Raw genomic sequence first — 13,893 nt, forward strand, 5'->3', positions numbered from 1 at the left:
TATAGATTAATAAATATGTGGAGGTGAAACAAAATGGCAGTAAAGATCAGATTAAAGAGAATGGGACAGAAGAAGGCTCCTTTCTATAGAATTGTTGTAGCTGACTCCAGATCCCCAAGAGATGGCAGGTTCATCGAGGAAATCGGCACTTACGATCCGAATCAGGATCCCAGCGTCTTCAAGGTAGACGAGGAGGCCGCAAAGAGATGGCTGAACAATGGCGCACAGCCTACAGAGGTAGTAGGAAAGATTTTCAAGGCAGCAGGCATTGAAAAATAATTCCGGGAGGTGCGCAGTATGAAGGAACTAGTGGAAGTCATCGTCAAGGCACTTGTAGATGATCCCGAGAGCGTTGTTGTGACAGAGAAGGAAGAAGGCCGTACAACCGTTGTGGAAGTGAAAGTGGCTGACTCAGATATGGGTAAAGTCATCGGCAAGCAGGGGCGTATCGCCAAGGCAATCCGCGCTGTCGTGAAAGCAGCAGCCTCAAAAGAAGATAAGAAAGTGGTAGTAGATATCGCTGGCTAAGAAAAAGAGCGGGTCCAGGAAGGGACAAAGAGACAGTATGTCGGGATCTTCCGGGACACGCTTTTCTTTACAAGGAGAATAAAGATGGAAAAACAACTGCAGGCAGGTGTCATCACCTCCACCCACGGTATCCGGGGCGAGGTGAAGGTGTTCCCCACCACAGACGACGCACAGTATTTCAGAGAGCTGAAAAAAGTATATCTTGACACCGGAAAAGAACAGATCCCTCTGGAGATCGAACATGTGAAATTTTTCAAACAGTTCGCCATCCTGAAATTCAAGGGGATCGATAACATAAACGACATAGAAAAATACAAGGGAAAAAGTCTCATGATCGACAGGGAGGACGCCTCTCCCCTGGGGGAGGACGAGTACTATATCGGCGATATGATCGGCATGGACGTCTACACCGACGAGCCGGCGGAGCACTTCGGCGTTCTTAAGGACGTGCTGGAGACCGGGGCCAACGATGTGTACATCATCGACTCTGACTGCCACGGGGAGGTTCTCATCCCGGCTATCCGCCAGTGCATCCTCAGCGTTGACACAGAAAAAAATGAGATGTACATTCATCTGATGGAGGGACTTCTGCCATGATGCACTTTCATATTATGACGCTTTTCCCGGACATGGTGATGTCCGGCCTTGGCACCAGCATTACAGGCCGGGCCATCGCAAACGGCCTTCTCTCCATAGAGGCTGTCAACATCCGGGACTATGCCTTCAACAAACACAACAGCGTGGACGACTATCCCTACGGCGGAGGCGCCGGCATGCTGATGCAGGCGGAGCCGGTGTACCTGGCCTACAGGGCCATTGAGGAACAGATCGAGAGGCGCAGGGCGGAAAGCGAAGGAGGCCAGGACGGCCGGCCCTGCGCTGCGCAGGGCGGCGCAAAGACAAGGGTCATCTATCTCTCCCCCCAGGGGCAGACCTTCAACCAGGAGATGGCCCAGGAGCTGGCCAGGGAGGAGGACCTGGTGCTCCTCTGCGGCCACTATGAGGGCATCGATGAGAGGGTGCTGGAGGAGATCGTGACAGACTACGTCTCCATCGGGGATTACGTGCTCACCGGCGGGGAGCTGCCCGCCATGGTCATGGTGGACACTATCTCCCGCCTTGTGCCGGGAGTCCTCCACAATGACGTGTCCGCGGAATTCGAGAGCTTCCAGGACAATCTCCTGGAGTATCCCCAGTATTCCCGCCCGGAGGTGTGGCATGACAAGCAGGTGCCTCCCATCCTTCTGTCCGGACACCACGCCAATATCGAGAAGTGGCGGCGGGAGCAGTCTGTCATCCGCACGGCTATGAGGCGTCCGGATCTCCTTGCGAAGGCGGAGCTGACGGAAGCGGAGAGACGGCTGGCGGAGGGGATCCTGGAGAAGAAAGAGATTTCTGGAGATGAGAGAGCTTAAGGGAACACTTGAGGAAAATCTAAGCAATTGCGGGAAAATTCCGAAAAATAGTTGCGAAAGGCAGTGGAAAATGCTATTATAATTGCAATTATATAATTTAAACAACTATTACATCATATTGAGACAATGCGCAATGGAGTGTTATGGGCAGTTGTCGGTTCGAAGAGTTCCGCCAGAGGGACTCTTTTCTTTTTTTATGGACATCCGGCGCTGTTACGCTTACGTCATTGATCTCAGGAAAGACGGGTGAGAGAGGATCATGGGCACAACAGCGGCCGAGATTAAAAAGAGAGCAGAGGAGCTTCGCGGGCAGATCACAGCAGACAGGAGGCATCTCCATCAGATACCGGAGATCGGGATGGATCTGCCAGGGACAGCGGACTACATCAGGAGACGTCTGGACGAGATGGGAATACCGTGGAAGAACTGTGGCGGGGATCTCCCGGAGAAGGTGACAAAGGATTTTGTGGAGGCGGGATTTCCCCGGATGGAGAGAGCAGTGGGGATCACAGCTGTCATCGGACACGGAAGCCCCTGTATTCTGCTGCGGGCGGACATGGATGCCCTCCCCATACGGGAGGACAATGATCTGGATTTTAAGTCTGAGAACGGCTGGGGGCACATGTGCGGCCACGACAGCCACGTTGCCATGCTCCTGGGGGCGGCCCAGATCCTGAAGGAGAGGGAGGACTCTTTAAAAGGCACGGTCAAGCTGGTATTCCAGCCCGGCGAGGAGACAGGAGCCGGGGCAAGAGTCCTGGTGGAGAACGGCCTTCTGGAAAATCCGAAGGTCGACGCCGCCTTTGGCATTCACGTCCAGTCTGTCACTAAGACCGGAGAGCTGGGGTATGCGGTGGGCGTCAACTCCGCTTCCCTGGACACCTTTATCGTGAAGATCAAGGGCAGCGGCGGACACAGCTCCCAGCCACAGCTGTGTATTGACCCGCTGATGATCATGAACCAGATCTACCAGGCTGTCAATCTACTGGCCACAAGGGAGGCAGATCCGGCGGCTACAGTGGCCCTGACCTGCGGCGTGGCGAAGGGAGGAACAGCCGTCAACATCATCCCCGACGAGGCAGAGCTTCACATCGGCGTGCGGACCCTGGATGTACAGGCGGCAGAGCATCTGACAAAGCGCATCCCGGAGCTCATTGATCACTATGTGAAGGCCTGGAGAGGGGACTATGACATGACTGTGTTCCATACGCCCTGCACCTACAGCGACGAGAAGCTGTGCAGGGAGCTTGTCCCCTTCGCGGAGGAGATCCTTGGAAGAGAGAATGTCAGTCAGATCCCGCCCATGACCGGGACGGAGGACTTTGGATACATTACAAAGGAGGTGCCGGGCATGTTCGCCTTTATCGGGGCCGGACAGCCGGGAAACGCGCCCCTACACAATCCCCACATGGTGCTGGACGAGGATGTGCTCCCTCTGGGAGCTGCCCTTCACGCCTACACAGCCATCTCATGGCTGGACCTGCAGGGGTAGAAAGCCGGCCTCCAGGGCGTAAAAAGCGAATATCATCATAGAGAAGTATCATCATAAAGAGAAAGAGAGTGAAGAAAATGGACAAGAAAACATCCAGGAGCAAAGGGTTCCATATGCCCCATGTATTTATCATCCTGCTGCTCATCATGTTGTTCGTGGTGGCGCTGTCCTACATCATCCCAAGCGGAAGCTACGAGCGGATCACAGACGAGGCAACGGGCATATCAGTGGTGGATCCGGACACATTCCAGTACGTGGAAAATGAAAATCCCATCACATTTATGAACTATTTTGAGGCGGTGTACAACGGCTTTGTCAACGGAGCCACTATCATGGGTACTCTGTTCATCAGCTCCGGCGTGATCTATCTTCTGGAGGTCAGCGGAGCCTTCGGAGCCGGGATCGGCGCTATCCTGAAACGGACAAAGGGCAGGGAATTCTCTGTTGTATGGATTTTCTACACGATCTTTGTCATTTTCGGCGTCCTGGGCTACGGGGAGGCCGCCTACCCCTTTTACCCGCTGGCAGTGAGCATCGGGTTTGCCCTGGGATATGACAGGATCGTAGGCACCGGGCTGGCCATCGTGGGGAGCACAGTGGGATTTACCTCCGGGCTCATGAACATGTTTACCACCGGTGTCTCCCAGCAGATCGTAGGACTTCCCATGTTTTCCGGAATCGGCTACCGGGCGGTGGGCCTGGCGGTATTTTATCTGATCGGCCTTGTGGGACTCTACAATTACTGCCGGAAAATACGGAAGGATCCGGCAAAAAGCATTGTGAGTGAAGAGTACATGAATCAGAAGGCGGAAGAGCAGGTGGCCCACACAGAGGAGATGACGGGCAGGAGAGTGCTTGGACTTCTGGCATTTCTTATTGTCATTGTCATTCAGGGCTACGGCTGCATCAGGCTGGGATGGTCCTTTGCCCAGATTGCGGCCCTGTATGTGATGTTCGGCATTGTGCTGACTGCCATCTTCCGGTTCAGCCCAAGCGAGGCCTGCCAGCTCTTCTGCAAAGGAGCTACCAGAGTCTTCGCGGCGGCCTTCGCCGTGGGCCTGGCCCAGTCTGTAGTCGTGCTCATGAACCAGGCCTGCATTATGGACACCATCGTGCACGCCATGGCGGAATTCCTGCAGAACAAGAGCGCGATCCTGGCGCTGCTGATCGTATTTGTGTTTGTGACCCTGTTTAACTTCCTGGTCGTATCGGGAAGCGGAAAGGCGGTCATCATCATGCCGATCCTTCAGCCCCTTGGAAAGATCCTGCACATCAACCAGCAGGTGCTTGTGCTCACCTACCAGTACGGCGATGGCATCACCAACAGCTTCTGGCCGGGGAGCTCCCTTGTCCAGCTGTCCATGTGCGGCGTGGACTACGGCTCCTGGATCAGGTTCTGCTGGAAGATTTATCTGTCGTTTATTGTGAGCGCCTTTATCCTGATTATGATCGCCTACGGTATCGGCTACGGCCCGTTCTGAGTAAAAGAGTGTGAAACAGCGGAAATTTTCCTTGCAATTCTTCTGTGCATATGCTATGATAAAATGCGTTGTGAGAAGATAGAGATGGTCCTCTGATACGCTTCCGCGCTGAGGCGGGAATAGAGAAATGTATTAAGAACGTCCGAATAACAAGGAGGTCACACAATGAACGATATCATTAAGAACATTGAAGCTGAGCAGCTCAAAGAGAACGCGCCTGAGTTCAGAGTAGGCGACACCGTAAAGGTTTACGGAAAGATCAAAGAGGGAAACCGTGAAAGAATCCAGGTTTTTGAGGGAACAGTCCTGAAAAAACAGGGTGGAAGCACAAGAGCAACATTTACTGTGAGAAAGAATTCCAACGGAGTAGGTGTTGAGAAGACATGGCCGCTCCATTCTCCTAACGTAGAGAAGGTTGAGGTTGTCCGCAGAGGTAAAGTGAGACGCGCAAAACTGAACTACTTAAGAGACCGCGTAGGAAAAGCAGCCAAGGTAAAAGAATTAGTAAAATAAGAAAACAAAGAGGAAGGGACAAATACATACAGTATCTTGTCCCTTTTATGCTATACAGGGAATTCTGACAGGAAAAGAATTATGAGAGGATTAAAATTCAGAAGAAGACGGCGCAGAAGAAATAAATTTCGCATAGAGATGCTCAGGCCGGTGGCTGTGTGGGCGGGCAAGATTGCCATTGTGTGCCTGTTTGCCTTTGTCTTCGTGTGGTATTTCGGGCAGAGAGTGGCCGTGGTGGGAGATTCCATGAACCCGATCCTGAACAACGGGGACATAGCGCTTGTAAACCGGATCGTATATGATGCCACAGCGCCCAAAAGGGGAGACATTATTGTCTTTAAGCCAAAGGGAAATGAGAATTCCCACTACTATATCAAGCGGATCATTGGGCTCCCCGGCGAGAAGGTGCAGATCCTGGAGGGCGAGATCTACATTGACGGAGAGAAGCTTGAGGAGGACTACGGAGTCAGCGAGATCACGGATCCCGGCATTGCGGCGGAGGAGATCGAGCTGGAGGGAAATGAGTTCTTTGTACTGGGAGACGACCGGGAGAACAGCGAGGACAGCCGCATGGCAGATGTGGGCAATGTGAAGCGTTCCTATATATATGGAAAGGCCTGGTTTGTCATCTCGCCCTGGGAGAATTTTGGGTTTGTGCGCTCCTGAGGACACGGTTTTTCAGAGCACACGTTTTCAATCATTGTTTTTAATTAATAAGGAGGAAACACATGCATTTTCAGTGGTATCCCGGCCATATGACAAAGGCCAAGCGGATGATGCAGGAAAATATAAAGCTGATCGATCTGGTGATCGAGCTGACAGACGCCCGGATCCCGGTGAGCAGCCGGAACCCGGATATCGACGATCTGGGGAAGAACAAAGCCAGACTGATCCTTCTGAACAAGGCGGATCTTGCGGAGGAAAAGTGGAATGACGCCTGGATGGAGTATTTCCAGGCAAAGGGCTTTTCCTGTGTCAAGGTCAACTCCAAAAAGGGAGGCGGGGTAAAGAGCATCCACGCTGTCATCCAGGAGGCCTGCAAGGAGAAGATCGAGAGAGACCGGAAGAGAGGAATCCTGAACAGGCCGGTGCGCGCCATGGTGGTGGGCATTCCCAATGTGGGCAAATCCACCTTTATCAACGCCCTGGCCGGGAAGGCCTGCGCCAAGACGGGAAACAAGCCCGGCGTGACAAAGGGAAAGCAGTGGATACGGCTCAACAGGAATGTGGAGCTTCTGGATACCCCGGGTATCCTCTGGCCGAAGTTCGAGGATCAGTCTGTGGGAATGAAGCTGGCCTTTATCGGTTCTATCAAGGATGAGCTCCTGCAGAGAACAGAGCTTGCCGCGGAGTTTGTGAAGTTCATGCAGCGGCATTACCCCGGCGTCCTGGCGGAGAAGTACGAGACCAGCGAGGAGGGGGAGGCCTATGCTGTCCTGGAGGGGATAGCAAGGAGCCGCCATTGCCTTGTGCGGGGGAACGAGCTGGATCTGGAGAAGGCGTCCGCCCTGCTCCTGGATGATTTTCGGGACGGCAGGCTGGGCAGGCTGACACTGGAATATCCGGATCAGATATGATAGAATTTTATTTGATAGTAAAAAGAAGGCAGGATGAATAGAAAATGGCAAGACGCAGACGAGAGAAAGAACACGGCATATTCCGGGAGCTCCTGGGATGGCTTGTATATATACTGATCATTATAGGGCTGAGCTATCTGATCATCACCTATGTGGGACAGAGGACCATGGTCAGCGGACAGTCCATGGAGCCCACCCTGAGCAACGGCGACAATCTGATCGTGGATAAGATCTCCTACCGGTTCCGTGATCCTCAGAGATACGATATCATTGTATTCCCGTATAAATACGAGGAGGATACCTACTATATCAAGAGGATCATCGGCATGCCCGGCGAGACGATCCAGGTCATCGGCGGCTATGTCTATATCAACGGGGAGCTGCTGGAGAGCGATATCTACGGGGCGGAGCCTATGGAGAGCGGACAGCTTGCGGATCAGCCCATCACTCTGGGAGATGACGAGTACTTTGTGCTGGGAGATAACCGGAACCACAGCTCTGACAGCCGTGACCCCAGCGTTGGGGTGCTCAAAAGGAGCGACCTTTTGGGCCGGGCCTGGGTGCGCATCTATCCATTTGACAAGATAGGATTTATCAGGCATGAATAAACGGGAAGAAGAAAAGAAGAGAAGACAGGAAGAGAGGCTGAAAAAGGAGCTGGCCCGGCTGGAGGCCATGAGCGTGTACGAGAGGGAGTATGCTGCCTGCGGCGCCATCTGCGGCATCGACGAGGCCGGCCGTGGCCCTCTGGCAGGCCCGGTGGTGGCGGGAGCTGTCATCCTTCCGAAGGATGAGCAGATTTTGTATGTAAATGACTCCAAGAAGCTGTCAGAGAAAAAGCGTGAGCTGCTCTACGATGAGATCATGGAGCGGGCCCTGGCCGTGGGCGTGGGGATTGTGGGACCGGAGCGGATCGATGAGATCAATATCCTCCAGGCGACCTACGAGGCCATGCGCCTGGCAGTGGGGCAACTGGAGATGCGGCCGGATATTCTGTTGAACGACGCAGTCACCATACCGGGAATAGACATTCAGCAGGTGCCTATCGTCAAGGGAGATGCCAAGAGCGTCTCCATCGCGGCGGCCAGCATCATCGCCAAGGTCACCAGGGACAGGCTGATGCGGGAGTACGATCAGGTTTTTCCGGAGTATGACTTTGCCTCCAACAAGGGGTATGGCACGAAGAGCCACATTGAGGCGCTGAAGGCTCTCGGCCCCACACCCATACACAGGAGGACATTTATCCAGCACTTCGTGCAGTGACGGAGACACAAAGCTGACGTGAGGACAATATGGGAGCAGGCATGCCGGCAGAAGGCGGATGACAGGACAGATATCAGGACAGAAGCAGGACAACAGAAGGCAGACCGGAGCGGTCTATGAGAGGAAGGCGGGAGCCTACCTGGAAAGGCAGGGCTATGAGATCCTGCAGTACAATTACAGATGCCGGGCGGGAGAGATCGACATCGTGGCCCGGGACGGCTCTTTTCTTGTCTTCTGCGAGGTGAAATACAGGAAGACAGCAGGCAAGGGCTGGGCTGTCGAGGCCGTGACGCCCGGAAAGCAGAGGACCATCTCAAGGTGCGCCCTCTTTTATCTGATGGAGCATCATCTGACAGGCGCCTCCTGCCGCTTTGATGTGGTGGGCATTGACGGCGCGTCGGAGAGGATTACGCTGATCAAGGGCGCCTTTGACTATGAGGAGTGAAGACATGGGAATTGGGTTAAAATACAAAGATGAGAGGCACATATTTGACGAGAGGGAAAAGGACGGTGTCCCCTATCTCTCCTTTCCTCTTCTGGAGCAGACGGGGATCGTGAACCAGGGATTTTCCACCAGGCTGGGGGGAGTCAGCCAGGGCGGCTGCGCTTCCATGAATATCAGCACCCACAGAGGAGACGACCCGGCGGCTGTGGAGGAGAACCGAAGGAGGATCGCCTCCGCCGTCGGTGTGGACCCGGAGAAGATGGTCTACACCTGCCAGACCCACACAACCAATGTGGCTCTTGTTACCGGGGAGGACGCGGGGAAAAGCCTGCCGGAGACGGACGGCATGATCACCCGGACACCGGGGCTGTGCCTGGTCACCTTCTATGCGGACTGTGTCCCCCTCTATTTTGTGGATCCGGTCAGAAAAGCCGTGGGGCTTTCCCACTCCGGCTGGAGAGGGACTGTCGGCGACATGGCCGGCGTGACCGTGGGAATGATGGGGGAGGTGTTCGGGAGCCGGCCGGAGGATATCCTTGCCGCCGTAGGCCCCTCCATCTGTCAGGACTGCTACGAGGTCAGCGAGGATGTGGTCAGCCAGTTCAGGGAGAGTTATCCAGCAGAGGAGTGGGAAGAGCTGTTTTACCAGAAGGAGGAGCAGAGGAAGAAGGGCAAATACCAGCTTGACCTCTGGAGGGCCAATGAGCTCAATCTTCTGAGGGCAGGCCTTCTGCCGGAGCACATTGCCGTGACCAACCTTTGCACCTGCTGTAATCCCGGTCTTCTGTTTTCCCACAGAGTGACCGGCTGGAACAGAGGAAACCTGAGCGCGTTTCTGGCTCTGAAGGAATAGATCTGAAGAAGTAGACCTGTTTACATCATAAGGAGGAAAATATCTGTGAATACAGACGAGATAGCTGAGACAACCCAGGAGACAGTGGAGAATGTCAATTTGCTGCTTCAGTTTATAGAGGACCATATCCCGGATATGATCGGATTTGGGTTCAAGATCCTCTTTGCGGTCATTTTGCTCATTGTCGGGAAATATATCATAGGGGCTGTCCGCAGGCTGACGGCAAAGGCCTTTGCCCGCTCCAACGCGGACACGGGAGTGAGTCAGTTTACGGACTCCATCATCAAGTACGGCCTGTATACAGTGCTGGTCATCCTTGTGGTGACCAGCTTTGGAGTCAACCTTTCCTCCATCACGGCGATCCTGGCAGCCGCCGGTGTAGCCGTCAGCCTGGCGCTGCAGGATGTGATCTCCAACTTTGCGGGCGGGGTTCTGATCCTGACACTGAAGCCCTTTGCTGTGGGTGACTATATTATAGAGGACAACAATAAAAATGAGGGGACTGTCAAGGAGATCCAGCTGTTCCACACAAAACTGACCACGGTGGACAACAAGACCATTGTGATCCCCAACGGGATGCTGACCAACAACAGTCTTACCAACGTGACCGCCAAGGATGAGCGGCAGCTTGACCTGCGGATCGACATTTCCTATGAGTCAGATCTGCGGAAAGCAAAGGGGATACTGGAGGACATGCTGAAAAGTACGCCCGGTATACTGAGGGACATGGAGACGTCCGTCTTTGTGGACTCCCTTGGCACGAGCAGCGTGGTCCTTGGGATCCGGGCCTGGACCAGGATGGAAGATTACTGGCCTGTAAGGTGGAAGCTGCTGGAGGACATTAAGCTGACCTTTGACGAGGAGGGAATCAATATCCCCTACACCCAGATCACTGTGCACAGCGCCGGGAAGGAGTAAAAGAGATGGCCGCTGAAAATCGCTGACGAAGAGGCCGCAAAAGAAGAGGGGGAAGAAGATGCCAACGAGAAAAGAGATGAAGCGAAGGGCCAGAAGAGCCTTGAAAAGACATTATATCATGTATGTGGCGATCTGCCTGATCGCAGCCTATACAGGATCGGAGTTTGCCTCCTCCCTGGATGCGCTGGACGTAACGCCGTCTGCGGGCTATTACGAGACAGAGACCCGCCTGGAGAGCCCGTCAGGGATTAACGAGGGCTTTGCGGACGTGATGTTCGATCTTCTGGAGGGGGACGAGGAGGATGGCAGGACCTTGTCCGAGGAGATCAAGGCGGAGGAGATTGAAGAGTCCAAAAGCGGAAACCCGGCCTTGGGGAGAACAAGAGGTGTACTCGCCGGCCTTGTGAACAATGTGACATCGGGCTCTATCGTGGTCAGTATGCTGGCAGCTCTCCATTCCCTGACAGGCTCAGAAAATCTTGCCATATTGATCCTTATCCTTCTGGGGACGGCCGTCCTTTTCTCCATGTGGTTTTTCTTTGTAAATATATTCAAGGTGATCTCAAGGAGAGTATTTCTGGAGGGGCGTATTTACGAGAAGGTTCCTTTTCAGCGGATGCTGTTTCTTCTGCGGGTGAAGAAATGGACTAAGGTGAGCTGTACCATGTTCCTTGTCTCTCTGTACCAGATGCTCTGGAGCCTGACCATCGTGGGAGGAGTCATCAAATATTTTTCCTATTATCTCGTCCCCTACATCGCTGCGGAAAATCCGGATATCTCTCCCAGAGAGGCCATCAATCTGTCCCGCAGGCTGATGAAGGGGCGCAAGTGGGAGTGCTTTGTGTTTGAAGTGTCCTTTTTCCCCTGGCTTCTTTTGGGCGTTGTTACACTGGGACTTACAGAGGTGCTGTATTCCAATCCCTACAGGGCTGCTGCCTTCAGTGAGTATTACGCCGACATTCGGGCAGAGGCAAAGAAGGCTCATATGAAGGGCAGTGAGCTTCTGAATGACACCTATCTGTATGAGATGCCGGAAGACGAGCTGATCTATCTTGCTTACGAGGATGTCATCTCCGCACTGCTCCGGGGGCCAAAAGATGTCCTGAAGCTGTCCGGCGTGAGGAAATTTTTCGCGGATTACCTGGGCGTGCTGCTCACCAACTCAAAGAAGGAAAAAGAGTACGAGCAGATGCAGGCCCGTCTGGTAAAGATGGAGCTTTTGAAGGATGCCGTGGACAGGAAGGCGTATCCCAGCAGGCTTTCCGCAGTCCCGGAGGTGGAGAAGAGAAAGAGGATCGAGACGATCCATTATCTCAGGCATTATTCCATCTGGTCCATTATCCTTCTGTTCTTTATCTTCTCCGTGATCGGGTGGACCTGGGAGGTCAGCCTCCATCTGGTGACGGACGGCGAATTTGTCAACAGAGGTGTGCTACACGGGCCCTGGCTTCCCATCTACGGAGCCGGCGGCGTGCTGATTTTGATGCTGCTCAACAGGCTGAGAAAACGCCCGGTGCTGGAGTTCGTCGGCATTGTCGTCCTCTGTGGCTGTGTGGAGTATACGACCTCCCTCGTCCTCGAGATTCTTCACGACGGGGAGAGATGGTGGGATTACAGTGGATATTTTCTGAACCTGAACGGGAGGATCTGCGCGGAGGGACTGCTCGTGTTCGGCATAGGAGGCATAGCTATCGTATACATGCTGGCGCCTCTGCTTGACAACCAGATCCAGCGCATACGCTCCTGGATCCTGATCCCCCTGTGCCTGATGCTTCTGACAGGGTTTGCGGTAGACAATATCTACTCGGCTCAGTATCCAAACAGCGGAAAAGGAATTACAGATTATGAGGAGAAAGCAGCGTGCTCGCAGTATATTTATCCCCCCTATACATACTTGTAAATGCTTATATTTTCTGGAGGCTGATACAGTGGCTCACAGCGTGCTGCGGCGGCTTTAAAAGGCTGCCGGCGCGCATTGGCGCAGGTATTGTGTATCTGTTCTTTGCCACCTCCCTGCTGGTGGGATTTCTCCTGCCGGCAGGAGGTGCCCAGCGGTTCTTTAAGTCCGTGGGCAACTACTGGCTGGGCGTGCTTTTGTACACAGTCCTTGTGCTGGCTGCAGTGGAGCTGATCCGTCTCTTTGCCTGGCTTGCGGGGCGCCGCCGGAGGAGAGGAAAGCAGCCGGCGGAAGAGAATATGGAAGGAAAAGCGCATGCCTCGGCCCTGGCCCCGGACCGGGGAAGGCGGGTGGCCGCGGGAGGCGCGGCCCTTCTCCTCATTGCGGCTCTGTCTGTGTGGGGCGCAGTGAACGCCAGGATCATCCACACCACGGACTACCAGGTGTCTGTAGACAAGAGGGCAGGAGAGCTGGAGGAGCTGAAGGTGGTGCTGACAGCGGACCTGCATCTGGGCTACAATATCGGCTGCAGGCAGATGGAGGACATGGTGGAGAAGATCAACCGGGAAAATCCCGACCTGGTGGTCATTGCAGGGGATATCTTTGACAATGAGTACGAGGCCCTGGATGACCCGGACAGGCTGGCGGAGATCCTCGGCGGCATCTCCTCCAGGTACGGCGTCTACGCCTGCTACGGGAACCACGATATACAGGAGAAGATACTGGCCGGCTTTACCTTTGGCGGCAAGGGCGGGAAAAAAGAGAGCGATCCCAGGATGGATGATTTTCTTGAGAAGGCGGGTATCACTCTTCTCCAGGATGAGGGCGTGCTCATCGACGACAGCTTCTATCTCTTTGGCAGGGCGGACGCTGGGAAGCCGGGGAGAGGGATCACAGTCCGGAAGACGCCGGAGGAGATCACGGCTGACATGGATCTGACTAAGCCCGTCCTTGTGCTGGATCACGAGCCAAAGGAGCTCCAGGAGCTGGCGGACGCAGGTGTTGATGTGGATCTGGGCGGGCACACCCACGATGGACAGATGTTTCCCGGCAACATTGTCATGAAGTTTCTGTGGGAAAATCCCTGCGGCTATCTGAAGAAGGATCAGATGCACAGCATCGTCACCTCCGGCGCGGGGCTCTTTGGCCCCAATATGCGGGTGGGGACAAAGGCGGAGATCTGCGTGGTGGATATCCGTTTTGAGGGGGAGTAGAGGAACCGCGGAAAAGAGAATTTGTGCGGAAAATAGTGAAAAAACTTCTTGCATTTCGGCGGAAATACGATATAATATTAGTTGTGGCTTTCGCAAAAAGCTGCTAAGCCGGAATAGCTCAGTCGGTAGAGCACTTCACTCGTAATGAAGGGGTCGTCAGTTCGAGTCTGATTTCCGGCTTTTATAGAGAAGGAGGAACCTTTTGGGCTCCTCCTTTTCGTTTGTGTGCCCGGCGGGCACACGTTCTAACGGGTGAAAGTCCCTGACCCGCCCGGCAGTGGGAAGGGTGCAGCTAAT

General features: G+C 54.1%; 16 protein-coding genes and 1 tRNA gene. All 17 read left to right on the top strand.

Features of this window, described 5'->3' with window-relative positions; translation table 11 throughout:
• Positions 1-33 precede the first annotated feature (33 nt).
• The 17 genes from rpsP (at position 34) to H7U36_RS06165 (ending at position 13,776) form a co-directional block, all read left to right on the top strand.
• Entirely contained in the window at positions 34-279 is a 246-nt protein-coding gene (gene rpsP / locus H7U36_RS06085) for a 30S ribosomal protein S16 (RefSeq protein ID WP_033125421.1), read from the top strand.
• Between the two features lie 18 nt (positions 280-297).
• Positions 298-528, top strand: a complete 231-nt coding sequence (locus H7U36_RS06090) for a KH domain-containing protein (protein WP_033125422.1) — start codon at positions 298-300, stop codon at positions 526-528.
• Positions 529-612: 84 nt separating this feature from the next.
• Positions 613-1,125, top strand: coding sequence for a ribosome maturation factor RimM (rimM, locus tag H7U36_RS06095; RefSeq protein ID WP_138303288.1), 513 nt, complete (start codon positions 613-615; stop codon positions 1,123-1,125).
• Positions 1,125-1,943, top strand: coding sequence for a tRNA (guanosine(37)-N1)-methyltransferase TrmD (gene trmD, locus H7U36_RS06100; protein WP_033125581.1), 819 nt, complete (start codon positions 1,125-1,127; stop codon positions 1,941-1,943). Before rimM ends, trmD begins: the two co-directional genes overlap by 1 nt.
• A gap of 259 nt (positions 1,944-2,202) precedes the next feature.
• The gene (locus H7U36_RS06105; RefSeq protein WP_033125424.1) at positions 2,203-3,435 is read left to right on the top strand and encodes a M20 metallopeptidase family protein; all 1,233 of its coding nucleotides are present in this window, start codon (positions 2,203-2,205) and stop codon (positions 3,433-3,435) included.
• 77 nt (positions 3,436-3,512) lie between these two features.
• A complete protein-coding gene (locus tag H7U36_RS06110) occupies positions 3,513-4,916 on the top strand; it encodes a YfcC family protein (protein ID WP_033125425.1) in 1,404 nt (467 codons plus the stop codon).
• A gap of 165 nt (positions 4,917-5,081) precedes the next feature.
• Positions 5,082-5,429: a 50S ribosomal protein L19 gene (gene rplS, locus H7U36_RS06115; protein ID WP_033125426.1), complete on the top strand. Its 348-nt coding sequence runs from the start codon at positions 5,082-5,084 to the stop codon at positions 5,427-5,429.
• 81 nt (positions 5,430-5,510) lie between these two features.
• Positions 5,511-6,095 (top strand): signal peptidase I, encoded by a 585-nt coding sequence (gene lepB, locus H7U36_RS06120; protein WP_033125427.1) that lies wholly within the window; start codon positions 5,511-5,513, stop codon positions 6,093-6,095.
• A gap of 62 nt (positions 6,096-6,157) precedes the next feature.
• The gene (ylqF, locus tag H7U36_RS06125) at positions 6,158-7,006 is read left to right on the top strand and encodes a ribosome biogenesis GTPase YlqF (protein WP_033125428.1); all 849 of its coding nucleotides are present in this window, start codon (positions 6,158-6,160) and stop codon (positions 7,004-7,006) included.
• A 44-nt stretch (positions 7,007-7,050) separates the two neighbouring features.
• Positions 7,051-7,614 (top strand): signal peptidase I, encoded by a 564-nt coding sequence (lepB, locus tag H7U36_RS06130; protein WP_033125429.1) that lies wholly within the window; start codon positions 7,051-7,053, stop codon positions 7,612-7,614.
• Complete coding sequence (locus tag H7U36_RS06135) at positions 7,607-8,269, top strand: ribonuclease HII (RefSeq protein WP_191428005.1); 663 nt, start codon at positions 7,607-7,609, stop codon at positions 8,267-8,269. The genes lepB (H7U36_RS06130) and H7U36_RS06135 overlap by 8 nt, the downstream gene beginning before the upstream one ends.
• A 58-nt stretch (positions 8,270-8,327) precedes the next feature.
• On the top strand, positions 8,328-8,714 hold the full coding sequence (locus H7U36_RS06140) for a YraN family protein (RefSeq protein WP_033125431.1): 387 nt from the start codon (positions 8,328-8,330) through the stop codon (positions 8,712-8,714).
• A gap of 4 nt (positions 8,715-8,718) precedes the next feature.
• The gene (gene pgeF / locus H7U36_RS06145) at positions 8,719-9,567 is read left to right on the top strand and encodes a peptidoglycan editing factor PgeF (protein WP_205155796.1); all 849 of its coding nucleotides are present in this window, start codon (positions 8,719-8,721) and stop codon (positions 9,565-9,567) included.
• A gap of 45 nt (positions 9,568-9,612) precedes the next feature.
• On the top strand, positions 9,613-10,485 hold the full coding sequence (locus tag H7U36_RS06150) for a mechanosensitive ion channel family protein (protein WP_052083989.1): 873 nt from the start codon (positions 9,613-9,615) through the stop codon (positions 10,483-10,485).
• A gap of 58 nt (positions 10,486-10,543) precedes the next feature.
• Complete coding sequence (locus H7U36_RS06155) at positions 10,544-12,385, top strand: DUF975 family protein (RefSeq protein WP_205155797.1); 1,842 nt, start codon at positions 10,544-10,546, stop codon at positions 12,383-12,385.
• Positions 12,346-13,596, top strand: coding sequence for a metallophosphoesterase (locus tag H7U36_RS06160; protein ID WP_138303292.1), 1,251 nt, complete (start codon positions 12,346-12,348; stop codon positions 13,594-13,596). The genes H7U36_RS06155 and H7U36_RS06160 overlap by 40 nt, the downstream gene beginning before the upstream one ends.
• 107 nt (positions 13,597-13,703) lie before the next feature.
• Positions 13,704-13,776: transfer RNA gene (locus H7U36_RS06165), tRNA-Thr, on the top strand.
• The last annotated feature ends 117 nt before the right edge of the window (positions 13,777-13,893 follow it).

Origin of the sequence: Faecalicatena fissicatena, from assembly GCF_016900595.1 — a bacterium.
Taxonomy (GTDB): Bacteria; Bacillota; Clostridia; order Lachnospirales; family Lachnospiraceae; genus Claveliimonas; species Claveliimonas intestinigallinarum.